At 70.5% G+C, this 22,604-nt stretch carries 20 protein-coding genes; 3 read left to right on the top strand and 17 right to left on the bottom strand.

The annotated features are described in order from the left end of the window. Positions 1-12: 12 nt before the first annotated feature. The 8 genes from ACFWVV_RS03035 to ACFWVV_RS03000 all read right to left on the bottom strand — a co-directional run bounded on the left by ACFWVV_RS03035 (position 13) and on the right by ACFWVV_RS03000 (position 9,448). Positions 13-246 (bottom strand): hypothetical protein, encoded by a 234-nt coding sequence (locus tag ACFWVV_RS03035; RefSeq protein WP_138894630.1) that lies wholly within the window; start codon positions 244-246, stop codon positions 13-15. Between the two features lie 5 nt (positions 247-251). Then, positions 252-1,748: an Asp-tRNA(Asn)/Glu-tRNA(Gln) amidotransferase subunit GatA gene (gene gatA / locus ACFWVV_RS03030; protein ID WP_384344260.1), complete on the bottom strand. Its 1,497-nt coding sequence runs from the start codon at positions 1,746-1,748 to the stop codon at positions 252-254. Between the two features lie 6 nt (positions 1,749-1,754). Continuing rightward, entirely contained in the window at positions 1,755-2,051 is a 297-nt protein-coding gene (gene gatC / locus ACFWVV_RS03025) for an Asp-tRNA(Asn)/Glu-tRNA(Gln) amidotransferase subunit GatC (RefSeq protein ID WP_384344258.1), read from the bottom strand. Between the two features lie 222 nt (positions 2,052-2,273). Beyond that, entirely contained in the window at positions 2,274-4,601 is a 2,328-nt protein-coding gene (locus tag ACFWVV_RS03020) for a putative bifunctional diguanylate cyclase/phosphodiesterase (RefSeq protein WP_384344255.1), read from the bottom strand. A 285-nt stretch (positions 4,602-4,886) separates the two neighbouring features. Beyond that, entirely contained in the window at positions 4,887-7,115 is a 2,229-nt protein-coding gene (ligA, locus tag ACFWVV_RS03015; RefSeq protein WP_384344252.1) for an NAD-dependent DNA ligase LigA, read from the bottom strand. A gap of 31 nt (positions 7,116-7,146) precedes the next feature. Then, complete coding sequence (locus ACFWVV_RS03010; RefSeq protein ID WP_384344249.1) at positions 7,147-8,172, bottom strand: methionine synthase; 1,026 nt, start codon at positions 8,170-8,172, stop codon at positions 7,147-7,149. Beyond that, positions 8,169-8,858 (bottom strand): SDR family oxidoreductase, encoded by a 690-nt coding sequence (locus ACFWVV_RS03005; RefSeq protein ID WP_384344246.1) that lies wholly within the window; start codon positions 8,856-8,858, stop codon positions 8,169-8,171. The genes ACFWVV_RS03010 and ACFWVV_RS03005 overlap by 4 nt, the downstream gene beginning before the upstream one ends. Before the next feature lie 50 nt (positions 8,859-8,908). Beyond that, a complete protein-coding gene (locus ACFWVV_RS03000) occupies positions 8,909-9,448 on the bottom strand; it encodes a TIGR00730 family Rossman fold protein (protein WP_384344244.1) in 540 nt (179 codons plus the stop codon). Positions 9,449-9,601: 153 nt separating this feature from the next. Between ACFWVV_RS03000 and ACFWVV_RS02995 the strand changes: the two genes are divergently transcribed. Beyond that, the gene (locus ACFWVV_RS02995; protein ID WP_384344241.1) at positions 9,602-10,384 is read left to right on the top strand and encodes an alpha/beta fold hydrolase; all 783 of its coding nucleotides are present in this window, start codon (positions 9,602-9,604) and stop codon (positions 10,382-10,384) included. Positions 10,385-10,444: 60 nt separating this feature from the next. On the opposite strand, the gene mnmA is transcribed toward ACFWVV_RS02995, so the two are convergent. Continuing rightward, positions 10,445-11,587 carry a tRNA 2-thiouridine(34) synthase MnmA gene (mnmA, locus tag ACFWVV_RS02990; RefSeq protein WP_384344237.1) on the bottom strand — a complete coding sequence of 381 codons (1,143 nt, stop codon included), beginning with the start codon at positions 11,585-11,587 and terminating at the stop codon, positions 10,445-10,447. 79 nt (positions 11,588-11,666) lie between these two features. Here mnmA and ACFWVV_RS02985 point away from each other — a divergent pair, with 79 nt between their 5' ends. Further along, the gene (locus tag ACFWVV_RS02985) at positions 11,667-12,320 is read left to right on the top strand and encodes an N-acetylmuramoyl-L-alanine amidase (protein ID WP_384344234.1); all 654 of its coding nucleotides are present in this window, start codon (positions 11,667-11,669) and stop codon (positions 12,318-12,320) included. Positions 12,321-12,401: 81 nt separating this feature from the next. Here the strand turns inward: ACFWVV_RS02985 and ACFWVV_RS02980 are convergent, their stop codons facing one another. Both ACFWVV_RS02980 and ACFWVV_RS02975 read right to left on the bottom strand, forming a co-directional pair. Continuing rightward, positions 12,402-13,700: a cytochrome P450 gene (locus ACFWVV_RS02980; protein ID WP_384344231.1), complete on the bottom strand. Its 1,299-nt coding sequence runs from the start codon at positions 13,698-13,700 to the stop codon at positions 12,402-12,404. A 206-nt stretch (positions 13,701-13,906) separates the two neighbouring features. Further along, positions 13,907-15,076: a cysteine desulfurase family protein gene (locus tag ACFWVV_RS02975; RefSeq protein ID WP_384344228.1), complete on the bottom strand. Its 1,170-nt coding sequence runs from the start codon at positions 15,074-15,076 to the stop codon at positions 13,907-13,909. 188 nt (positions 15,077-15,264) lie between these two features. On the opposite strand from ACFWVV_RS02975, the gene ACFWVV_RS02970 reads away from it, so the two are divergent. Next, complete coding sequence (locus ACFWVV_RS02970) at positions 15,265-15,441, top strand: hypothetical protein (protein ID WP_384344225.1); 177 nt, start codon at positions 15,265-15,267, stop codon at positions 15,439-15,441. A 59-nt stretch (positions 15,442-15,500) separates the two neighbouring features. Here ACFWVV_RS02970 and ACFWVV_RS02965 read toward each other — a convergent pair whose 3' ends face one another. From ACFWVV_RS02965 to ACFWVV_RS02940, 6 genes are all read right to left on the bottom strand, one after another. Beyond that, positions 15,501-16,373, bottom strand: a complete 873-nt coding sequence (locus ACFWVV_RS02965) for a thioesterase family protein (RefSeq protein ID WP_384344222.1) — start codon at positions 16,371-16,373, stop codon at positions 15,501-15,503. Between the two features lie 79 nt (positions 16,374-16,452). Then, complete coding sequence (locus ACFWVV_RS02960) at positions 16,453-17,124, bottom strand: trimeric intracellular cation channel family protein (protein WP_384344219.1); 672 nt, start codon at positions 17,122-17,124, stop codon at positions 16,453-16,455. 207 nt (positions 17,125-17,331) lie between these two features. Next, on the bottom strand, positions 17,332-18,462 hold the full coding sequence (locus tag ACFWVV_RS02955; RefSeq protein WP_384344216.1) for an ABC transporter ATP-binding protein: 1,131 nt from the start codon (positions 18,460-18,462) through the stop codon (positions 17,332-17,334). Then, positions 18,459-19,631 carry an ABC transporter ATP-binding protein gene (locus ACFWVV_RS02950; RefSeq protein ID WP_384344213.1) on the bottom strand — a complete coding sequence of 391 codons (1,173 nt, stop codon included), beginning with the start codon at positions 19,629-19,631 and terminating at the stop codon, positions 18,459-18,461. Before ACFWVV_RS02950 ends, ACFWVV_RS02955 begins: the two co-directional genes overlap by 4 nt. Then, positions 19,628-20,626, bottom strand: coding sequence for an ABC transporter permease (locus ACFWVV_RS02945; RefSeq protein WP_384344210.1), 999 nt, complete (start codon positions 20,624-20,626; stop codon positions 19,628-19,630). Before ACFWVV_RS02945 ends, ACFWVV_RS02950 begins: the two co-directional genes overlap by 4 nt. A gap of 131 nt (positions 20,627-20,757) precedes the next feature. Next, complete coding sequence (locus ACFWVV_RS02940) at positions 20,758-22,539, bottom strand: ABC transporter substrate-binding protein (protein ID WP_384344207.1); 1,782 nt, start codon at positions 22,537-22,539, stop codon at positions 20,758-20,760. Between the last annotated feature and the right edge of the window lie 65 nt (positions 22,540-22,604).

Here is a 22,604-nt window from a genome sequence, read left to right as displayed (position 1 = left end):
AAACTTTCCCTCTCAGCCCAGCAGGACGTCGTCGTCGCCGAGCTTCTTCAGCTCGCGGTAGAGCAGAGCGAGGCCGGTGACGATGGCGGCGGCGGAGACAGCGGCGTCGACGAGACGGAGCGTGTCGTTGTCCTTGCGGGCCATCCGGGCCTGCTTGACGACGCTGATCGCGCCGAATGCGGTGGAGCCGATCGACAGGTACGTAGCAGCCTTGGAATTCTTGAATCCCTTGGCCTTGATGGGCATGGGGCTCACAGCGACGGTGCCTCCTCAAGCAGCGGGTGCCCCCACTTTTCCACGAAGGCGGCCTCAACGGCAGCGCCGACCTTGTAAAGACGGTCGTCCTTCAGGGCGGGGGCGATGATCTGGAGCCCGACCGGCATGTTGTCCTCCGGCGCGAGCCCGCAGGGCAGCGACATGGCGGCGTTGCCCGCCATGTTCGTCGGGATGGTGCACAGGTCGGCGAGGTACATCGCCATCGGGTCGTCGGCGCGCTCGCCGATCGGGAAGGCGGTGGTGGGCGTCGTCGGCGAGACGATGACGTCGACCTGCTCGAATGCTTTCTCGAAGTCCTGCGTGATCAGCGTACGGACCTTCTGCGCCGAGCCGTAGTACGCGTCGTAGTAGCCGCTCGACAGGGCGTACGTGCCCAGGATGATGCGGCGCTTGACCTCGTCGCCGAATCCGGCCTCGCGGGTGAGGGCGGTGACGTCCTCGGCGGAGCGGGTGCCGTCGTCGCCGACGCGCAGCCCGTAGCGCATGGCGTCGAAGCGGGCCAGGTTGGAGGAGCACTCCGAGGGCGCGATCAGGTAGTACGCGGAGAGCGCCAGGTCGAAGGACGGGCAGTCCAGCTCGACGATCTCGGCGCCGAGCTTCGTCAGCAGTTCGACGGACTCGTCGAAGCGCTGCAGGACGCCGGCCTGGTAGTGCTCGCCGCGGAACTGCTTGACGACGCCGACGCGCATGCCGTCGACGCTGCCGTTGCGGGCGGCCTCGACGACCGGCGGGACCGGGGCGTCGATGGAGGTCGAGTCGAGCGGGTCGTGCCCGGCGATGACCTCGTGCAGGAGCGCCGCGTCCAGGACCGTACGGGCGCAGGGCCCGCCCTGGTCGAGGGACGAGGAGAAGGCGACCATGCCGTAGCGGGAGACCGCGCCGTAGGTCGGCTTGACGCCGACGGTGGCGGTGACGGCGGCGGGCTGGCGGATGGAGCCGCCGGTGTCCGTGCCGATGGCGAGCGGGGCCTCGTAGGAGGCGAGGGCGGCGGAGGAGCCGCCGCCGGAGCCGCCGGGGATCTTGGTGAGGTCCCAGGGGTTGCCGGTAGGACCGTACGCGCTGTTCTCGGTGGAGGACCCCATGGCGAACTCGTCCATGTTGGTCTTGCCGAGGATGACGATGTCGGCGGCCTTGAGGCGCTTGGTGAGCGTCGCGTCGTACGGCGGGATCCAGCCCTCGAGGATCTTCGAGCCGACGGTGGTGGGAATGCCCTCCGTCGTGAAGATGTCCTTGAGCGCGAGCGGGACGCCGGCCAGCGGGCCCAGCTTCTCGCCGGCCTCGCGCTTGGCGTCGACGGCGCGGGCCTGCGCGAGCGCACCCTCGCGGTCGACGTGCAGGAAGGCGTGCACCTTCTCGTCGACGGCTTCGATCCGGGCCAGGTGGGCCTCGGTGACCTCGACGGCCGTGAGCTCGCCGGAGGCGATCTTCTCGGCGGTCGCGGCCGCGGTGAGCTTGATGATGTCGGTCGTCATGCTGTTTTAGTCCTCCCCCAGGATCTGCGGCACCTTGAAACGCTGCTGCTCCTGGGCCGGGGCGCCGGAAAGCGCCTGCTCGGGGGTGAGCGACGGGCGTACCTCGTCCGCGCGCATAACGTTCGTCAGCGGCAGCGGGTGGGAGGTCGGCGGAACGTCTTGGTCGGCGACCTCGGAGACGCGGGCGACCGCGCCGATGATGTCGTCGAGCTGAGTGGCGAAGTGCTCCAGCTCTTCGGCCTTCAGCTCCAGACGCGCCAGCCGAGCGAGGTGTGCGACCTCCTCGCGCGTGATGCCAGGCATGCAGCGATCCTCAGGGGTTGGTGTGCGATGTGGGTTGTTGCGCCCAATCCTATGGGGCACGGTCGTATGCCTGCGAAACAGTTCCGGCGGGCGGTACGAGTGAGGGCCCCGGCGCCGCCGCCGGGGCCCTCACTCGCACCTCTCGCTTCCACCCGGTCCGGGGCACTGACCGCGCCGCCGCCGGCGGTGAGGGGGCACGGCCCCCGCTGCCGCCGAACGCTCCTACTCCCGCTCGGCCTCCGCGGCGGCCGCCGCGGCGGCCAGCTCGGCCGGGCGCTGCCAGCCGCGCGACCCGCGGGCCAGCAGCCATGCCGTGGCCTCCTCGGGCGGCATGGCGGCCGCCACCAGCCACCCCTGTACGGCGTCGCACCCCAGGTCCCGCAGCCGCTCCCACGTCTCGTCGTCCTCGACGCCCTCGGCCACCACCAGCAGCCCCAGCGAGTGGGCGAGGTCGATCGTGCACCGGACGATCTCGCCGTCCTCGGTGTCCACCGCCAGCCGGGCGACGAACGACCGGTCGATCTTCAGCTCGCTCACCGGCAGCCGCCGCAGGTGCACCAGCGAGGAGTAGCCGGTCCCGAAGTCGTCGAGCGACATCTTCACGCCGTGCCCGGTCAGCCCGGCCAAGGTGTCGGCCGCCCGCTGCGGGTCCTCGAGGAGTACGTGCTCGGTGATCTCCAGCTGGAGCGATCCGGCCGGGACCCCGTGCCTGGCCAGCCGCGCCGCCACCGCTCCGGCGAACCCGGGGGTGTGCACGTCGCGCGGCGAGACGTTCACCGCCACGGGTACGTAGAGCTGCTGCGCGCGCCACCGGGCGACCTGCGCCAGCGCCGTCTCCAGTACGTACTCGGTGAGGTGGGGCATCAGCCCCGACGACTCGGCGATGGCGATGAACTCGTCAGGAGGCACCCGCCCGCGCTCCGGATGCACCCAGCGCACCAGTGCCTCCAGACCGGCAACCTGCCCGTCGAAGCGCACCTTGGGCTGGTAGTGCAGTTCCACGTCCCCCGCGTCCAGGGCCCGCCGCAGGTCTCCCAACAGGCCGAGCCGGTCGGGGGTGTTGGAGTCCCGCTTGGACTCGTAGACCTCGACCCCGCTGCGGTCCCGCTTGGCCTGGTACATCGCGACGTCCGCCCGCCGCAGCAGGCCCTCCGCGTCCAGCGCGTGGTCGGGGAAGACGGCCACGCCCGCGCTTGCCTCCAGCACCAAGGTCAGCCCGTCCAGGTCCAGCGGGGACCCCAGCTCCGCGACCAGATGGCGGGCGATGCGCTGCGCGCCCGTCGCGGACTCGGTCTTCGGCAGCAGTACGGCGAACTCGTCGCCGCCCAGCCGGGCGGCCTCCGCCCCCTTGGGCAGCGCACGTCGCAGCCGGTCGGCTATCTGCAACAGCAGGCGGTCCCCGGCGAGATGGCCGAGGGTGTCGTTCACCGAGCGGAACCGGTCCATGTCGATCAGCACCAGCGCGGACCGCGACCCGAGCCCCTCGGCCTCCTCCAGCGCCGGCCGGGCGCGCTCCAGCAGCCACTGCCGGTTCGGCAGCCCGGTCAGCGGGTCCCGCAGCTGCTCCTCGGCCCGCGCCCTGGCTATCCACAGCGTGGAGTCCAGCGCTATCAGCGGTACGGCGAACAGGGGCAGCAGCACCGGCAGCGATATCGCCACGACACAGATCAGCGGGGCGATGCCCAGCAGCGCGCCGGCCACGAGTCCCTGCCGCACCAGAGCGGTCTTGGCGGCCGACGGCAGCCGTCCGGTCTGCGGGGCCTGGACGCACCACAGCAGCAGCCGGGTGACCAGGAGGTAGGTGAGAGCGGCCAGGACCACCTCGGGCAGGGCCTGCCAGTCCCAGCCGGTGGGCTGCCAGGGGCGCTCCACCGTGGGCACCTGACCGAAGACACTCAGGGTGAGGGCCGCGGCCGCGAGGCCGAGGATGTCGGCGGAGCCGTGCAGCACGCCCTGTCGCCAGCGGCGTCGGCGGGCGGTGCCGACCAGCACGACGACGGCCAGGCTGACCAGCCCGGCCGGAAGCCATCCGTACAGCAGCAGGACGGCGAGGGTGAGCGCCGCCCCCGATCCGGTGCCGCCCCACCACCGGTCCCTGCCGAGCGCGACGAGGTGACCGACGACGATTCCCGTCAGGGCGGCGAGGGACCAGCCCGCGGTGCCACTGGGGAACAGGGCGCGCTGGGCGCCGACCGCCTGCGCGATGCCGCCGGCCAGGACCACGCCGGCCAGCCCGGTCAGCACCGCGGGGAGCAGCGGACCCCAGAGTTGGGGCCAGGTCGCGCCGTGTCCGGATTCCGGCGGTGCGGGCCGCGGGCCACGGGCCGGGTACGCCGGGTAGGCGCCGTAGGGCTGTTGCAGCCGTGCGGGTGAGGGCTGCGGCGACGGCCGGCCGGGGGCCTGGGTCCGGTGGCCGGGCCCTGCGGGCCCTTCGGCCCCGCGGCCGGACTGCCCGGCCCGTCCGAACCGGCCCGCCATTGCGGACAGCCCGGCCCGTCCTGCCAGACCGCGCAGCCGTGAGGCCGGGTCGGCACTCTCGGTCGGTTTCATTCCGTCCCTCTCACAGCCGGCGGTGCCCGTGTCACGCGAGATGGCCCCGTTGCCATGTCACCACGGCTCGCCCCGCCTCCGCCGCCCCGGACGTCTCCTCAGGAGCAGACATTCCGGGGACAGGAAACGGTTCCCCAGCGGTGCACGGCAGGCGCACATCCCAACAGTAGGCCGCAGCAGGCTCTCCCGGGCAGCGGTAGACCGCTGTTGCCCGAATGCGACCCGACCACCCGCAGACGTCTGGTATGCGCCGAACGGGTGGCCCTCCGGCCGCTGTTCTTCCCGTTACGGCTGCACCGGAACCGCCGCTTCACGTGCGGCTTCCGGCCCTTCTGCGAGCAGCACCCCAAAGCCGGCCTCGTCGAGCACCGGCACCTTCAGCTGCATGGCCTTGTCGTACTTCGAACCGGGGCTGTCCCCGACCACCACGAAGGAGGTCTTCTTCGAAACGGAACCGGTCACTTTCGCTCCGAGATTCTGCAGGGACTCTTTTGCGCCATCCCGGGTGTACTTCTCCAGCGTCCCGGTGACGACGACGGTCAGGCCCTCCAGCGGGCGCGGCCCCTGGTCCTCGTCGGCGCCCTCCTCCTCCATCCGGACCCCGGCGGCCCGCCACTTGCGGAGGATCTCCTGGTGCCAGTCGACGGCGAACCACTCCTTGAGGGAGGCGGCGATGATCCCGCCGACGCCGTCGACCCCGGCCATCTCCTCCTCGGTGGCCTGCTGGATCCGGTCGACCGAGCGGAACTCGCGGGCCAGCGCCTCGGCGGCGACCGGTCCGACGTGCCGGATGGAGAGCCCGGTGAGGATGCGGGCCAGCGGCATCTCCTTGGCCGCCCTGATGTTCTCCAGCATCGCCAGGGCGTTCTTGCGGGGCTCGCCGTCCTGGTTGGCGAAGACGGTGACGACCTTCTCCTCACCGGTCTTCGGGTCCACCTTGGGCAGGCCCGAATCGGAGTCCAGGACATGGGACTTGATGGGCAGCAGCTGCTCGATGGTGAGGTCGAAGAGGTCGCCCTCGTCGAGCAGCGGCGGCTCGGCGGGCTCCAGCGGCTTGGTGAGCGCGGTCGCGGTGACGTATCCGAAGTTCTCGATGTCGAGGCTCTTGCGGCCGCCGAGGTAGAACAGCCGCTCGCGCAACTGGGCGGGGCAGGTCTGCGCGTTGGGGCAGCGCAGATCGATGTCGCCCTCCTTCATGGGGCGCAGCGCCGTCCCGCACTCGGGGCAGTCGACGGGCATCACGAACTCGCGCTCCGTGCCGTCCCGCAGGTCCGCGACGGGGCCCAGGATCTCGGGGATGACGTCGCCGGCCTTGCGCAGCACGACCGTGTCGCCGATCAGGACGCCCTTCTTCTTCACCACCTCCTGGTTGTGCAGGGTGGCGAACTCGACCTCGGATCCGGCCACCGTCACCGGCTCCACCTGGGCGTAGGGGGTGACACGGCCGGTGCGGCCGACACCGACGCGGATGTTGACCAGCTTGGAGTTGACCTCTTCGGGGGCGAACTTCCACGCGATGGCCCAGCGCGGGGCGCGCGAGGTCGAGCCGAGCCTGCCCTGGAGGGGGATCTCGTCGAGCTTGATCACGACGCCGTCGATCTCGTGCTCGGCGACGGAGTGCCGGTTCCTGCCGATGTCGGCGATGAACTCCCGTACTCCGTCGAGACCGTCGACCACCCGGTTCGCTTGCGCGGTGGGCAGGCCCCACTCCCCCAGCAGTGCGTACGCCTCGGAGAGCCGGGCGATGTCGAGGCCCTCGCGGGCGCCGATGCCGTGCACGACCATGCGCAGCGGGCGGCTGGCGCTGACGCGGGGATCCTTCTGCCGCAGCGAACCGGCCGCCGCGTTGCGCGGGTTGGCGAAGGGCTTCTCCTTGGCCGCCTTGCCCTCGGCCTTGGCCGCCCGCTCGGCTTCCGCCAGGCGTGCGTTCAGTTCGCCGAATTCCTCCATCGGGATGTAGACCTCGCCCCGGATCTCCACCAGGTCCGGGATGCGGTCGCCCTTCAGGGTCTGCGGGATCTGGGAGATCGTGCGCACGTTGGGCGTGATGTCCTCGCCGCTGCGCCCGTCGCCACGGGTGGCGGCGCGGGTCAGCCTGCCCTTCTCGTACGTCAGGTTGACGGCGAGGCCGTCGACCTTGAGCTCGCACAGCAGGTGGTACTCGATGCCGTGGAGCTCTGTGGCCAGGCGCTCGGCCCAGGCGGCCAGTTCCTCGTCGTCGAAGGCGTTGTCCAGGGAGAGCATCCGCTCGCGGTGCTGGACGGAGGTGAACTCGGTCTCGTACGCCCCGGCGACCTTCTGGGTCGGCGAGTCGGGCGTGCGCAGCTCGGAGTACTCCTCCTCCAGCGCCTGCAGGGAGCGGAGAAGCTTGTCGAACTCGGCGTCGCTGACGACCGGCTGGTCGTTGACGTAGTACCGGAAGCGGTGCTCCTCGATCTGCTCAGCGAGCCGCGCGTGCTTCTCCCGTGCCTCTGCGGGTACCGCTGCGTGCTGTTCGCCAGCCACCGTCTTCATCCTCCCGTTGGCCCCGTGAGGGGATTTCTCGTCACTCTGGGTTGTCCGCGAGCGACCGTGCCGCCCGGCTGCTGTGGGCGAGCGCCGCCCGGGCGTGCGCCGGGGAAGCCCCGGCGAGCCCGCACGTCGGAGTGATCACCACGGACTCGTACAGAAGTCCGGGATTCAGCCCCAGCCTGCGCCACAACTGCCTGACACCCATGACGCTACCGCCCGGGTCTGACAATGGCCCTTCCGTGCTCGGCACCACGCCAGCGAACAGCTTCGTGCCTCCTTCGACGGCCTCACCGATCTCGTCGTCGTCACGCTCGGTGAGCAGGGTGAAGTCGAGAGAGATACCGGACGCGCCCGCCCTGCGCAGCAGAGCGATCGGCACGTCGGGTGCGCAGGAGTGCACGACCACGGGTCCTTCGTGCACCGCCATCACGTCCCGCAGCGCGCTCTCCACCACCTGCCGGTCGACCGCCCGGTAGGTGCGGTATCCGCTGGCGGACCTGATCTGTCCGCGCAGTACGGCGATCAGGGAGGGCTCGTCGAGCTGGAGCACCAGCTGCGCGCCCGGGATCCGCCGCCGCACGTCCGCGAGGTGTTCCCGCAGCCCTTCGGCGAGGGAGGCCGCCAGGTCGCGGCAGGCACCCGGGTCGCCGACCGCCGCCTCGCCGCCGCGCCGTTCGAGGGCCGCGGCGAGTGTCCAGGGACCGACGGCCTGCACCTTGACCGGTCCCGTGTATCCCTGGGTGAACTCCTCCAGGGCGTCCAGGTCCTCGCCCAGCCAGGAGCGGGCCCGCCGGGTGTCGCGTCCCGGCCGGTCGCTGAAGCGCCAGCCGCTGGGCTCCAGGTGCACGTACATCTCGGCGAGCATTCCCGCGGTGCGGCCGAGCATGTCCGCTCCGGGGCCGCGCGCGGGCAGCTCGGCGAGGTGGGGGAAGTCCTCGAAGGAGCCGACGACGGTCTTGGCGGTCTCCCGGGCGTCGGTGCCGGGCATGGAGCCGACACCGGTGGCCGGCGCCCACCACTTCTTCCCGGCGTCCTCGGTCGTCGTCGCGTTCCCGGTCATCGTCCGGGCCTCACCGTCAGGTCGTTGACCTCGGCGTCGCGCGGCAGGTCGAGGGCCATCAGGACGGTGGTCGCCACCGACTCGGGGTCGATGTACTTCGACGGGTCGTACGCCCTGCCCTCCTGCGAGTGCACCTTCGCCTGCATGGGGCTGGCGGTGCGGCCGGGGTAGACGGAGGTGACGCGCACCCCGTTCTCGTGCTCCTCGGCGCGCAGCGAGTCGGCGAGCGCCTTCAGCCCGTGCTTGCTGGCGGCGTACGCGCTCCACTCGGGGCCCGCGGAGAGGCCGGCGCCCGAGTTCACGAACACGACGTGCCCCTTGTCGAGGCGCAGCTGGGGCAGGAAGAGCCGGGTGAGTTCCGCGGGGGCGATGAGGTTGGTGTTGAGCTGGCTGTGCCAGGCGCGTACACCGAGTTCACCGACCTTGCCGAGGTCGACGACGCCGGCGATGTGCAGCAGGGTGTCGACCCGCTCGGGCATCGGCTGGTGGGAGAACGCCCAGGACAGCCGGTCGGGGTTGGACAGGTCGCCGACGAGGGTGTGGGCGCCGGGCAGCTGGGCCGCCAGTTCCTTGGCGCGGCCCGCGTCGCGGGCCATGAGGACGACGTCGTCGCCGCGCGCGTGGAGACGGCGGGCGACGGCGGCGCCGATGCCCGACCCCGCCCCGGTGATCACATGAGTAGCCATGCGCCCCATGCTCGCACCTCACCGGCCCCCTCACCGCACCTCACCAGGGGCTACTGGACTCCGGTGGACTCCTCCAGGTAGGCCAGTGCGGCCACTCCGTCCTCGGCGAAGAAGACCAGGTCGCCGAGGGGGACGGGCAGGAAGCCCTCTGCCTCCATCCGCTGGAACTGCTGCTTGAGCCCGTCGTAGAAACCGTCGGCGTTGAGCAGCACCACCGGCTTGTCGGTCAGTCCGTGCTTCTTCAGCTCCAGGATCTCGGTCGCCTCGTCGAGGGTTCCGGTGCCGCCCACCATGATCACGACGGCATCGGACTTGCCGAGCAGCAGCGCCTTGCGCTCGGCGAGGTCCTTGGCGATGACCATCTCGTCGGCACGCGCGCGTGCCTTGGTGTGCAGGAAGTCGACGGAGACCCCGACGAGCCGGCCGCCCGCCGCCTCGACACCGTCCGCGACGACCTTCATCAGGCCCACGTCGGAGCCGCCCCAGACGAGCGTGTGGCCGCCCTTGCCGAGGAGTTCGGCGAACTCGCGGGCGGGCCGGGTGTAGCGCTCGTCGAGGTCGGCGGCGGAGAGGAAGACGCAGATGTTCATGGCTCCCAACCTAACGCCGGTCCCCCGGTGCGCAGCCGCCCGGGGGCGCGCGGGAAGCGGCCGGAAAGGCGCCCCGGAGCCCCGCGGAAAAACTTCTCGCGACTTTGCCCCGCCGACCGATGAGTTCCGTGCGCGCCCGCGGTCCAAGTCGGTATGAGCAAAGTGATTTCGCGTGACGGCACCCCTCTCGCGTACGAGCGCAGGGGGGAAGGCCCCCCGCTGATCCTGGTCGGCGGCGCGTTCAGCACGGGTACGGCGGAGGGGCCGCTGGCCGGGCTCCTGGCCGCGGACTTCGACGTCGTCACGTACGACCGCAGGGGCCGCGGCGCCAGCGGCGACACCGCCCCGTACGCGGTGGCCCGTGAGGTCGAGGACCTGGCGGCGCTGATCGAGGAGGTCGGCGGCAGCGCCTTCCTGTACGGGATGTCCTCCGGCGGCGCGCTGGTGCTGCGCGCGGCATCGGCCGGGCTGGCCGCTCCGCGGCTCGCGGTCTACGAGCCGCCGTTCACCGTCCGCGAGGACACCCGCGCCGAGAAGGCCGCGTACACCGAGAGCCTCACCGCGGCGCTGGGCGAGGGACGCAGGAGCGATGCGGTCGAGCTGTTCCTGTCGGTCGTCGGCATGCCCCGCCAGTTCGTCGCCCAGATGAAGGGGGCCCCGGTGTGGCGCTCCTTCGAGCGTCTGGCGCCTTCGCTGGCGTACGACGACGCCGTGATGGGCGACGGGACGGTCCCCACGGACCGGCTGGCCGCACTGGACCGTCCGGTCCTGGTCGTGGACGGCGGCGCGAGCCCGCCGCTGATGCGCGACGCGGCCCGGCTGACGGCGACGGCCCTGCCGGACGGCCGCCGGAGCACCCTGCCGCAGCAGACGCACGACGTGGACCCGGGTCGGCTGGCACCGGTGCTGAAGGAGTTCTTCTCGGCCGCCGCGTGAGGGGTACCGGGGGCTGCGGGACCTCACGTCGCGGCGCCACCCCCGGGGTGCCGGGAGCGCTCAGACGGTGGCGTCCGCCTCCGCGGTCTGCGTGCGCCGCACCGTCGTCGCGATCGTCGCCGAGCCGACCACGCGCGTGCCGTCGTACAGCACGATCGCCTGGCCGGGGGCGACTCCGCGCATCGGCTCCCCGGTGAAGGTGACGTGGAGTTCGCCGTCGACGACCTCGGCGTGCACCTCGGTCTCCCCGCCGTGGGCGCGCAGCTGGGCGGTGTACGTGCCGGGGGCGGCCGGGGTGGAGCCGCACCAACGGGGGCGGATGGCGGTGAGGGCGGTGACGTCGAGGGCCTCGGCGGGGCCGACCGTCACCGTGTTGTTGACCGGGGAGATGTCCAGGACGTAGCGCGGCTTGCCGTCGGGGGCCGGGTGGCCGATGCGCAGGCCCTTGCGCTGGCCGATGGTGAAGCCGAAGGCGCCGTCGTGGGTGCCGAGCTTGGCGCCCTCCTCGTCGAGGATGTCGCCCTCGGCCTTGCCGCCGAGGCGGGAGGCGAGGAAGCCCTGGGTGTCGCCGTCGGCGATGAAGCAGATGTCGTGGCTGTCGGGCTTCTTGGCGACGGCCAGATCGCGGCGCTCGGCCTCGGCCCGGATCTCTTCCTTGGTGGTGAGGGTGTCGCCGAGCGGGAACATGGCGTGCGCGAGCTGCTTCTCGTCCAGGACGCCCAGGACGTACGACTGGTCCTTGGCCATGTCCGAGGCACGGTGCAGCTCACGGCTGCCGTCCTCGTTCACGACGACGGTGGCGTAGTGGCCGGTGCACACGGCGTCGAAGCCGAGCGCGAGGGCCTTGTCGAGGAGCGCCGCGAACTTGATCTTCTCGTTGCAGCGCAGGCACGGGTTGGGCGTGCGCCCGGCCTCGTACTCGGCGACGAAGTCCTCCACGACGTCCTCGCGGAAGCGCTCGGCGAGGTCCCAGACGTAGAACGGGATGCCGATGACGTCGGCGGCCCGCCGGGCGTCCCGGGAGTCCTCGATGGTGCAACAGCCGCGGGCCCCTGTCCTGAAGGACTGCGGGTTGGCGGAGAGCGCGAGGTGGACACCGGTCACGTCGTGCCCGGCCTCCACGGCTCGGGCGGCGGCGACGGCGGAGTCGACCCCGCCGGACATGGCGGCGAGGACACGGAGGGGGCGCGGGGTATCGGTCATAGCTCGTCCAGGGTAATCGGAACCAACGCGGGAGTCCCAAGCGTTACCTGCGTACAGGACGGGGACAGGGGGCCGGCAGATGAGCGACGGGGCCAGGAAGAAACCCAGCAGACGGGGCTTCTTGATCGGTACGGGGCTGGTGGTGACCGGCGCGGCCGTGGTGTGGGGCGACGAGGCGTCCCGGCTGTGGTGGAAGGTGCCGGGAGTCGACAAACAGCGCACGGACGGGGCGGTGGACCAGAAGGGGGCCCGGTGGGTGGCGGCCTCGGCGGGAAACCTCCGGACGGCGGACCGCCCTGACGACTACACCATCGACCGCATCGTGATCCACACCACCGAGGGCAGCTACGACACGGCGATACGGGTCTTCCGCGACCCGCTGCACGCGGCGGCCGCGCACTACGTGATCCGGGCGAAGGACGGCCAGGTGACGCAGATGGCCCGGGAGCTGGACGTGGCGTACCACGCGGGCAACCGGAGTTTCAACGAGCGCAGCATCGGCATCGAGCACGAGGCGTACGCCCACCGCAGGGGCACCCTGACCGACGTGATGTACCGCTCGTCCGCCCGGCTGGCCGCCGACATCTGTGCCCGGTACAAGATCCCGGTGGACCGCGAGCACATCATCGGCCACGTGGAGATCCCCGGCACCGACCACACGGACCCGGGGCCGTACTGGGACTGGGACCGCTATCTCAAACTGGTGAGGGCCGCCTCGACGTCCAAGGCGTGACCGGCGCGCCTGTACGGCCGTCGTCCGGCCCGGCCGTCGTCCCCGGGCCCACGCACCCGTACGGCCAGAGCAGCCGCCCCGCTAGCGCAGCCGCACCGGCAGGGAGTCCACCCCGTACACGATCGACAGCTTGCGGAAGTCGAGCTGCTCGGGGCGCACCGCCAGCTTCATCTCCGGGAAGCGCCTGACCAGCGCGGGATAGGCCGCCCGCAGTTCCATCCTGGCCAGCTCGGCGCCGATGCACCGGTGGATTCCGTACCCGAAGGCAAGGTGGCCCGACGCCTTGCGGTCCGGGTCGAAGCCCCCCTTGTCCGGGGTGTACCCGGCATCCCGGTTTCCCCCCGCCAGCGAGCACAGCACCAGGTCCCCCTTGGGAATCCGCACCCCGGCTATCTCGGTGTCCTCCCGGGCGAACCTGGGGAAGGCCACCTGCACCACGGTCAGGTAGCGCAGCGCCTCCTCGACGAAGGGCGCCGCGGCCGCGTCGTCGTCCCGCAGCCGGGCGAAGGCGGTGTCGTTCTGGAGGAGCAGCAGCGAGCCGAGGGCCAGCATGCTCGCCGTGGTCTCGAAGCCGCCGGTCAGCACGCCGTCCGCGAGGCCCGCCAGCTCCTCGTCGCCGACGGTGTCGCCGTGGTCCCGGATGATCATGCCGATGAGGCCGTCGCCCGGGTTCTCGCGCTGCTTCTTGACCACGTCGCGGAAGTACGAGAGGGACTCCGACATGGCGCCGAAGGGGGCGGTGGCCCCGGAGAACAGGTCGAACCGCTCCATGGCCAGCTGCTGGAAGTCGTGCCGGTCCTCGTAGGGAACGCCGAGCAGCTCGCAGATGGTCAGCGAGGGGATCGGCAGCGCGAAGTCCTTCACCAGGTCGACGGGCTCGCCGCCCGCGCCCGCCGCCTCCATCACGTCGAGCTGCGCCTCGATGAGCTCGTCGATGCGCGGGGTGAGCCGCCGCAGTCTGCGCATCGTGAACTCGGGGGTGAGTATCCGGCGCAGGTGGGTGTGGACCGGCGGGTCGCTGAAGCCGAGGCCGCCGGGGTTGTGCTCGGCGACGACACCCGCGTTGCCCGCGAGGTTGGTGAAGTCACTGCTGAAACCGTCGGTCGAGCCGAGGACCGCCTTCACCTCGTCGTACCCCGTGACCACCCAGGCGTCCATGCCGAACGGCAGCGGCACCTGGTAGATCGGGGACTGTTCCTGCCGCGCGGACAGCTTGGCCACCGGGTCGAGGCCGTCGCGGCGCATGGGAAGCAGCAGGTTCTCCGGCAGCCGGTTGATCAGCGAGGAGCTGATGCCGTGCTTCTGGATCCTGGCCAGGTACATGCGCCCGATCCGCGCGGTGATGCGGGAACGGAGGGTCGCCTTCAACGTGGACTCCATGGGTCGTCGTGCGGCCCAAACGCGCGGCGCGGACTTCCTTGACTTCTGAGGGACTTCAGAGGCATCAAGTATAAAGAGCGATTGTGGGCCTCTAGGGTTGAGCGTGACTAGCGTTACACAAAACCGAGACACCCTCCGTTTTGCGGTGACTGCCCGGTCCACCGTACTGATCCGCAGGTCAGCAAGGGTTCCGTGGGCCGGGCGGGTCAGCTGAGGCCCGCGGTGCGGGCCCGTTTCACCGCCGGGCCGATCACTGCGGCGACCGCCGCCACGTCCTCGGCCGTGGAGGTGTGGCCGAGGGTGAAACGCAGGGTGCCGCGCGCCAGGTCGGGGTCGGTTCCGGTGGCGAGCAGTACGTGGCTGGGCTGGGCCACCCCCGCGGTGCACGCCGATCCCGTGGAGCACTCGATGCCCTGCGCGTCCAGCAGGAGCAGCAGCGAGTCCCCCTCGCAGCCGGGGAAGGTGAAGTGCGCGTTGGCCGGCAGCCGGCCGCCCGGGGCCGGGTCGCCGCCGAGGATCGCGTCGGGAACGGCTTCCCGTACCGCCTTCACCAGATCGTCGCGGAGAGCGCCGATGTCCCGGGCGAAGTCCGCACGGCGTTCGGCGGCCAGCACGCCCGCGACGGCGAAGGACGCGATGGCCGGCACGTCGAGGGTGCCGGAACGCACATGGCGCTCCTGGCCGCCGCCGTGCAGCACGGGTACGGGGGCGTAGCTCCGTCCGAGCAGCAGCGCGCCGATCCCGTAGGGCCCGCCGATCTTGTGACCGGACACGGTCATGGCGGCCAGCCCGGACGCCGCGAAGTCGACCTCCAGCTGCCCGTACGCCTGCACGGCGTCCGCGTGCAGCGGAACCTCGAACTCGGCTGCCGCATCGGCGAGTTCACGTACCGGCATGATGGTGCCGATCTCGTTGTTCGCCCACATGACGGTCGCGAGCGCGACGTCTTCGGGGTTGCGCGCAATTGCCGCGCGGAGCGTCTCGGGGTGCACCCGGCCGTACGCGTCCACGTCGAGGTACTCGACGTCGGCCCCTTCGTGGGTGGCCAGCCAGTCGACCGCGTCGAGCACCGCGTGGTGCTCGACGGGGCTGGCCAGGACGCGGGTGCGGCGCGGGTCGGCGGCGCGGCGCGCCCAGTACAGGCCCTTGACGGCGAGGTTGTCGGCCTCGGTGCCGCCCGCCGTGAAGACGACCTCGCTGGGGCGCGCCCCGAGCGAGTCGGCGAAGGCCTCCCGGGACTCTTCGACGGTACGGCGGGCCCGCCGTCCGGCGGCGTGGAGGGAGGACGCGTTACCGGTGACGGTCAGCTGGGCGGTCATCGCCTCGACCGCCTCCGGCAGCATGGGCGTGGTCGCGGCGTGGTCGAGGTAAGCCATGGTGCGCAAATTGTACGAGGCCACCCGGGGCCCCCGCCCCGGCGCGGTCCCCCCGGAACCCGTGGCAGGTCCGGCGGGCCCGCCACGCACGGGTTTCCGCGCCCCCCGCATGGGTGCCGCGAGCCGGGGCACCAGCTGCATAAGGATTCCGTAAGGAGTCACCGGACAGTCAAGGAAGGGGACTTGTGATGCTGGCAATCGTGGGTGCCGTGCTCTTCGTCATCGCGTTCATCATCAACGCCGCGGACATCTCCGCCAACGAGATCTTCATGCCGACCAGCCTCATGCTGCTCGGCCTCGCCTTCCTCGCCCTGCATGTGGCGGGCATCGGCTCCAACTGGGGCGGAAGCCGGAGCCGCCGCTGAGGCCGGCCCCGCACTCCGGCCCGCACACCGCACCAGAACTGGCGCGTGCCCCGCATCCCCTACGGACGCGGTGCGCGCGCCAGCTGCCGTGACTGGGCGACCAGCCGGTCCGCGCTGTCCCAGACCTCCGCGTCCTCCTCCAGGAAGCCGCCCGCCAGGTTGCGGGTGACGATGGAGACGCGCAGGGGTCCTGGTGCCGGGCGGCAGCGGATGTGCGTGGTGAGCTCGACGGTCGGCGTCCAGCCCTTGAGGCCCAGCTCGAAGCTGGTCGGGGGCAGGGCGTCGACGGTGAGCAACAGCGACAGCGCGTCGGCGTCGCGGCCGTCCGCGAGAGCGAACCAGGAGCGCATCTCCCCCTTGCCGGAGGGTGCGCCGACCGCCCAGCCGGCCGTGGCCGGGTCCAGCCTCAGGTCGAGCCGCTCGGTGATGGCACTGCTGCCGGGGATCTTCGGGGCCGGACCGTCGGAGGCGCCCAGGCAGTGCTCCAGCGGCGGAATGGCGGGCGGCTTGGCGGACGTACGCACATCGTCGGAGAGGGCGTCGAGGTCGCCGTACGAGGCGAGGACGCGGATGCGCTCGACCTCCCGGCCCTCCTCGTCGTACTGCAGGAGCGAGGCCTGGCCGGAGGAGAGGGTGCGGCCCGAGCGGACGGTCTCGGTCCGGACCACCGCCGGGCCGGGCTGCGACGGGGAGAAGTAGTGCGCGGAGACCGTGAACGGGTCCGGGTGCGGCAGGGCGTCGGCGAGGGCGCGGCCGATGACGGCGAGGAGGTATCCGCCGTTGACGGCGTTGATGATCGTCCAGCCGGCGGAGAGCTCCGCGTCGTACACGCCGGGCTCGCGCCGGGTCACGGCGGTGTCGCGGTCGAACTCGCTGTCCCCGAGGGACCCGATGGGTGTCTGTGCCATGGCAGGAACGCTACACCGCCTCATTACTAAGCGGTAGCTTTCCGAGCGAAGCAACCGCGAAGCCTCCCGGGCAGGCCCCGGGCAGGCCCCCTCCACTTCCCCCTCACCCCACCTGATCCGGCTCGTCCGCCTTCACCGAGGACCGGTGCCACGCCCGCGGCGCCCGCCAGTGGTACTTCAGCGCGAGCAGCCGCAGCGACAGAGCGGTGAACACCGCCAGTCCGCTGGTGAACGGATTCAGCACGTCGAACCGGATGCACAGGGCCACCATGGCCGCTCCCACGATCGCCGGCACCGCGTACAGGTCCCGGTCCCAGCGCAGCAGCGAGGGCACCTCGTTGGCGAGCACGTCCCGCAGCACGCCGCCGCCGACCGCCGAGGCCAGGCCCAGCGTCGCCGACGCGGTCAGCCCGAGCCCGTAGTCGTACGCCTTGGCCGTGCCCGACACGCAGAAGAGCCCGAGGCCCGCCGCGTCGAAGACGTTCACCCCGAGCTGGATCCGTTCGACCTCCGGGTGCAGGAAGAAGACCAGCGCGGTCGCGACGAGCGGGGTGACGAAGTACCCGAGGTCGACGAAGGCGGCGGGTGGCACGGCACCGATGATCAGGTCGCGGAACAGCCCTCCGCCCAGCGCGGTGACCTCCGCGAGCACTGCCATGCCGAAGACGTCGAAGTTCTTGCGCACGGCGAGCAGGGCACCGGAGATCGCGAAGACGAAGATCCCGACGAGGTCCAGCACGTGGTGGACGGAGGGGTTGAAGAGTTCCTGGAGCACCCGACATTGTTACTTACGGCCGGGCCCGACGGGGCGCTCAAGCCCGCTGCCGGGCCGGACAGCCCGGGAACGGCCACCTTCCGCCGGCTTGTCCCCCTCCGTCCACCCGCACCCCGGCACCCCCGCGCCCCCGCACCTCTGCCCAAAAGGCGAGGGCCGCCCGGTGCTCGACCGGACGGCCCTCCCCCACAGATCTCCCGCAGTCCCTCAAGCGTCCTTGGCGACGTCCACGGTCTTCACCGCGTCCTTCGCCTCCGCCAGGATCTTCTCGCCCGGCGCCTGGTCCTCGGCGTTCTCCGGGTGGTGGCAGGCCACCTGCTGGCCCGGCTTGAGCTCCAGCAGCGGGGGTTCCTGCGTCTTGCAGATCTCCGTCGCCTTCCAGCACCGGGTGTGGAACCGGCAGCCGCTCGGCGGCGAGATCGGCGAGGGCACGTCGCCCTTGAGCAGGATCCGCTCGCTCTTGACGCCGCGCCGCTTCGGGTCCGGCACCGGCACCGCCGACATGAGCGCCTTGGTGTACGGGTGCATGGGCGCCTTGTAGAGCGAGTTGCGGTCCGCCAGCTCGACGATCTTGCCGAGGTACATCACCGCGATCCGGTCGGAGACGTGCCGGATGACCGAGAGGTCGTGCGCGATGATCACGTACGTCAGCCCCAGCTCCTGCTGGAGGTCGTCCAGCAGGTTGACCACCTGGGCCTGGATCGACACGTCGAGCGCGGAGACCGGCTCGTCGGCCACGACCAGCTTCGGCTTCAGCGCGAGCGCCCGTGCGATGCCGATGCGCTGGCGCTGGCCGCCGGAGAACTCGTGCGGGTAGCGGTTGTAGTGCTCGGGGTTGAGGCCCACGAGCGACATCAGCCGCTGCACCTCCTTCTTGATCCCGCCCTCGGGCTTGACGCCCTGGAGTTTGAAGGGCGCGCTGACGATCGTGCCGATCGTGTGCCGCGGGTTCAGCGAGGAGTACGGGTCCTGGAAGATCATTTGCACGTCTCGGCGCAGCGGGCGCAGCTTCGCGGTCGACATGTGCGTGACGTCGTGGCCCTGGAACTCGACCTTGCCGCTCGACGGCTCCAGCAGGCGGGTGATCAGCCGGCCCATGGTCGACTTGCCGCAGCCCGACTCGCCGACGACGCCCAGGGTCTCCCCCGGGTACACCTCGAAGGACAGCCCGTCGACGGCCTTGACCGCGCCGGTCTGGCGCTGCATCAACCCCGACTTGATGGGGAAGTGCTTGACCAGGTTCTCGACCTTGAGCAGCGGCTCGCCCCGGGAGACGGCGGGGGACGCCGGCTCGGGGGCCTCCGGCTGCTCCTGCGTCTTCACTTCGTTATCGCTCACAGCTTCGGCGCAATCTCTTCGGTCCAGATCCGGGTCCGCTGCTCGGTCGAGAGGTGACAGGCCGAGTAGTGACCGGTGCTGACCTGCTCCAGCTCGGGGCGTACGGTCCGGGTGACGTTGTCCTTGGGCACGTCGGCGTACGGGCAGCGCGGGTTGAAGGCGCAGCCGTCCGGGATGTTGATCAGCGACGGCGGCGAGCCCTTGACCGGGATGAGCCGTTCCGTCTGCTCGCGGTCGATGCGCGGCATCGAACCCAGCAGGCCCCAGGTGTACGGGTGCTGCGGGTTGTAGAAGACCTCTTCGGCCGTGCCGCGCTCCACGCACCGGCCGCCGTACATCACCAGCAGCTGGTCGGCCATCTCCGCGACGACGCCGAGGTCGTGCGTGATCATGATGACCGCGGAGCCGAACTCCTTCTGCAGGTCGCGGATCAGGTCGAGGATCTGCGCCTGGACGGTGACGTCCAGGGCGGTCGTCGGCTCGTCGGCGATCAGCAGGTCGGGGTTGTTGACCAGCGACATCGCGATCATCGCGCGCTGGCGCATACCGCCGGAGAACTCGTGCGGGTAGGAGTCGACCCGCTTGTCCGGCTGCGGGATGCCGACCAGGTCGAGCATCTCGATCGCCCGCTTGCGCGCGACCTTCTTGTCGACCTTGTGATGGACCCGGTAGGCCTCCACGATCTGCTTGCCCACCGTGTAGTACGGGTGCATCGCGGACAGCGGATCCTGGAAGATCATCGCCATCTCGCGGCCGCGGAGCTTGCGCACCTCGTCCGGGTCGGCGGTGAGCAGTTCCTGGCCGTCGAACCAGATCTCGCCGGTGACGCGGGCCTTGCTGCGGCCGTACTGGCCCGTGGTGTGCAGGCCCATGATGCCGAGCGAGGTGACCGACTTGCCGGAGCCGGACTCGCCGACGATGCCGAGGGTCTGCCCCTTCTCCAGCTTGAAGCTGAGGCCGTCGACCGACTTCACCAGACCGTCGTCGGTCGGGAAGTGGACGCGCAGGTCCCGTACTTCCAGGAAGGACGTCGAGGGTTCGGAGCCGACGGCCTGGGGCACGCCCACGGCCGCGGCGGGGGTGCCGGACGCCGCGGAGGTGCCGGTCGCGGCGGAGGTGTCCGTCGTGTCGGAGGTGCCGGACGTGCCGGACTTGTCGAGGTTGGTCATCCGAGCCTCACTCGCGGGTCGATGACGGCGTAGAGCATGTCCACGAGGAGGTTGGCGACACAGATGAAGATCGCTGCGATCAGCGTGACGCCGAGGATGATCGGCAGGTCCTTCTGGGTGATCGCGTCGACCGCGAGGCGCCCGAGACCCGGGAGGTTGTACGTGCTCTCGGTCAGGATCGCGCCGCCCAGCAGGGCGCCGAGGTCCAGGCCGAGCAGGGTGATGACGGGCGTCCAGGTGGAGCGCATCGCATGCTTGCCGATGACCGCCCGCTCGGTGAGGCCCTTTGCCCTGGCGGTACGGATGTAGTCCTCGCCCAGGATTTCCAGCATGGTCGCCCTGGTGAGCCGGGCGTACATGGCGGCGTACAGGAAGGCGAGGGTGATCCAGGGCAGCAGCAGGCTCTGGAACCAGAGCCCGGGATCGTCGGCGAAGGGAGTGAACTCGCCCTCGATCCATTCCAGTTGGAAGCTGAAGACGGCCAGCGAGAGCAGGCCGGTGAAGTAGATGGGGAGCGAGACGCCGGCGAGGGCGACGGTCATCGCGGTGCGGTCCCAGATGGTGCCCCGGCGCAGCGCGGAGAGCACGCCCGCCGCGACACCACCGGTGACCCACAGCAGGCATGCGCCGGCGGCGAGGGAGAGCGTGACCGGCATGGCAGCGGTGAGCTGGGGCCACACTTCCTGCTCGGTACGGAAGGAGTAGCCGAAGCAGGGAGCCGCGCACCGCGTGACATCCACGCCGCTGGAGTAGTCGCGGCCCACGAACAGCGCCTGGACGAAGTGCCAGAACTGCACGATGACCGGATCGGCGAGACCCAGCTTCTCCCGGACGCCCTCGACGGACGCGGGATCGGTATTTTTTCCGACGAACAGGAGCGCGATGTCCTGTCCCGCCCATTTCGGGAGTACGAAGAAGATGACGAAGGTCGTCAGTGTGACGACCAACAACATCATGGCGACGGCGAACAAGCGCCGGATGACGTAAGCAAGCACTGTGCGCGGCCCGGCGGTGGCCGGGAGACTCTCCGGATTACGGGGTCTCCCGGCCACTGCCCGCGGCCCTCACCTGCCCTTCGGGCTTGGCGGGTTGGCGATGGTGGGGGTCAACGAGTCCTGGTTCGGCGTTACTTCACGACGCCCAGCGAGGAGTAGTCGTAACGGCCGTTGTAGGCGACGGAGGAGTAGACGTTCGTCACCCGCGGGCTGCGCCACGAGAAGTTCTTCTCGTAGAGGAAGGGCATCTGGGCGGCGATGTCCGCCGTCTTGTGGTTGATCTCCTTGTAGTAGCCCGCGGCCTTCTCCGGGTCAGTCGCCTTGAGGGCGTCGTCGAAGAGAGCGTTGATCTTCGGGTCGTTCGTCTCGGAGCCGTTGTAGTTACCGTTCGGCGTGATGAAACGGCCGTCGATCAGCGGCTGCGAGAAGCCCTGGCCGGTCGGGAAGTCGGGACCCCAGCCGGTCATGATCATGCCGTAGCCGCGCTTGCGGACCTGCGTGGGCGAGCCGGTGATGGACGACGACTCGGCACCGTCGATCGTGTCGACCTCGAGCGAGATGTTGACCTTCTTCAGCGCCTCCTGGAGCGCCTCGGCGGCTTCCTTCTCGGCCGGTGCGGTGCTGCGCGCGCTGATGACGGTCTTGAAGCCCTCGGGCTTGTTGCACTTCTTCAGCTCGTCCTTGGCCTTGGCCAGGTCCGGCTTGCCGGCGCGGGACTTCACGCCGTACGGGTCGTAGTCGTCCGCGCCCTTGATCGTGGTCGGCAGCATGGTGGTCGCGATGGGGCCACCGGCCGCCTCGCCGCCGCGCACGTCCTGGAGCGACTTGTAGTCGGTCGCGTACATCACGGCCTTGCGGCAGTGCTCGTTGTTCAGCGGCGCGACGGGGGTGAAGTCGACGTAGCGCGTGAAGGAGGTCTGGATGTTGTCCAGGCTCTCCTTGTGCTTCTTGAGCGCCTCGGTACGACCGGCCTGGGTCATGCCCGTGCCGTTCATGTCGATGTCGTAGTCACCCTTCATCAGAAGCTTGTCGATCGCTTCCATGTTGGTGTTGACCGTGATGGTGATCTTGTCCGGAAGGGCGGGTCGGATCGGGTCCGACTCCTTCTTCCACTTGTCGTTGCGCACCAGCACGGCGCCCTGCTTGGGCGTGTACGACTCGAACTTGTACGGGCCCGAGGAGAACGGCTTCAGCTGGTACTTGGCGCCGGTGTCCTTCTCGCGCTTCACCGGGGAACCGGCCGGCATCGCCAGCATCTGCTCGAAGTCGACGTTGGGCGTCGCCAGGTTGAAGACGATCTTCTTGTCGGTCGGCGTCTCGATCGCCTTCAGACCGAGCTTCTCCGGGTCCTTGTCCTCGTAGGGGCCCTTGTACTCCTTCTTCGGGTCCAAGGCCTTCTGGAGGTAGATCGGACCGCCGGGCAAAACCTTGTCGGCCCACACGCGCTCGATGCCGTACTTGATGTCCTTGGAGGTGATCGGCGAACCGTCCTCCCAGGTGATCCCGTCACGCAGCTCGTACGTGTAGGTCTTGCCGTCGTTGGTGATCACACCGTTCGCCTTGGCGAGGTCCGGCACCAGCTCGGCGCCCGCGGGGCCCGGCTTGGGCGCGTACGACACGAGCTGACGGGAGTAGAACCGGGCGAGGTCCCACGTGAAGCCGTAGTACTGACGCGTCGGGTCGGTCGAGTCGAAGTCCTGCTTGCCGATGAACTTGAGCGTGCCGCCCTTCTTCGTCGAAGGGTTGGCGACAGCGGCGGTTGCGGCGTTGAAGCCCGCGCCCTTGCCGGCCTTGCCGCCCTCGTCCTTCTTGCCACCGCCGCCACCGCACGCCGCGGTGGACATGAGGGCGGCCACGACGACCGCCGCTCCGGCGACCTGCCTGATCCTCGCCGACGAACGCTGGGTGTTCATTGGTTCTGCAACCTCCGGGAGAGTGCGGTTTCCGGCGCGTTGCCCGGGAACCTGCGGGGAGCCGT

This window comes from Streptomyces sp. NPDC058663 (assembly GCF_042716745.1).
Classification (GTDB): Bacteria; Actinomycetota; Actinomycetes; order Streptomycetales; family Streptomycetaceae; genus Streptomyces.
This window is presented reverse-complemented; position numbering and strand designations above follow the sequence as displayed.

What these genes read in the sequence shown, in the direction of transcription:
- ACFWVV_RS03005 (WP_384344246.1), bottom strand. Translation starts at nt 8,858, where the DNA reads ATGGCTACTCATGTGATCACCGGGGCGGGGTCGGGCATCGGCGCCGCC.
- ACFWVV_RS02965 (WP_384344222.1), bottom strand. Translation starts at nt 16,373, where the DNA reads ATGAGGCGGTGTAGCGTTCCTGCCATGGCACAGACACCCATCGGGTCC.
- ACFWVV_RS03010 (WP_384344249.1), bottom strand. Translation starts at nt 8,172, where the DNA reads ATGACCGGGAACGCGACGACGACCGAGGACGCCGGGAAGAAGTGGTGG.
- ACFWVV_RS02975 (WP_384344228.1), bottom strand. Translation starts at nt 15,076, where the DNA reads ATGGCTTACCTCGACCACGCCGCGACCACGCCCATGCTGCCGGAGGCG.
- ligA (WP_384344252.1), bottom strand. Translation starts at nt 7,115, where the DNA reads ATGAAGACGGTGGCTGGCGAACAGCACGCAGCGGTACCCGCAGAGGCA.
- mnmA (WP_384344237.1), bottom strand. Translation starts at nt 11,587, where the DNA reads ATGACCGATACCCCGCGCCCCCTCCGTGTCCTCGCCGCCATGTCCGGC.
- ACFWVV_RS03035 (WP_138894630.1), bottom strand. Translation starts at nt 246, where the DNA reads ATGCCCATCAAGGCCAAGGGATTCAAGAATTCCAAGGCTGCTACGTAC.
- ACFWVV_RS03000 (WP_384344244.1), bottom strand. Translation starts at nt 9,448, where the DNA reads ATGAACATCTGCGTCTTCCTCTCCGCCGCCGACCTCGACGAGCGCTAC.
- ACFWVV_RS02940 (WP_384344207.1), bottom strand. Translation starts at nt 22,539, where the DNA reads ATGAACACCCAGCGTTCGTCGGCGAGGATCAGGCAGGTCGCCGGAGCG.
- ACFWVV_RS02985 (WP_384344234.1), top strand. Translation starts at nt 11,667, where the DNA reads ATGAGCGACGGGGCCAGGAAGAAACCCAGCAGACGGGGCTTCTTGATC.
- ACFWVV_RS02980 (WP_384344231.1), bottom strand. Translation starts at nt 13,700, where the DNA reads ATGGAGTCCACGTTGAAGGCGACCCTCCGTTCCCGCATCACCGCGCGG.
- gatA (WP_384344260.1), bottom strand. Translation starts at nt 1,748, where the DNA reads ATGACGACCGACATCATCAAGCTCACCGCGGCCGCGACCGCCGAGAAG.
- gatC (WP_384344258.1), bottom strand. Translation starts at nt 2,051, where the DNA reads ATGCCTGGCATCACGCGCGAGGAGGTCGCACACCTCGCTCGGCTGGCG.
- ACFWVV_RS02995 (WP_384344241.1), top strand. Translation starts at nt 9,602, where the DNA reads ATGAGCAAAGTGATTTCGCGTGACGGCACCCCTCTCGCGTACGAGCGC.
- ACFWVV_RS02970 (WP_384344225.1), top strand. Translation starts at nt 15,265, where the DNA reads ATGCTGGCAATCGTGGGTGCCGTGCTCTTCGTCATCGCGTTCATCATC.
- ACFWVV_RS03020 (WP_384344255.1), bottom strand. Translation starts at nt 4,601, where the DNA reads ATGAAACCGACCGAGAGTGCCGACCCGGCCTCACGGCTGCGCGGTCTG.
- ACFWVV_RS02950 (WP_384344213.1), bottom strand. Translation starts at nt 19,631, where the DNA reads ATGACCAACCTCGACAAGTCCGGCACGTCCGGCACCTCCGACACGACG.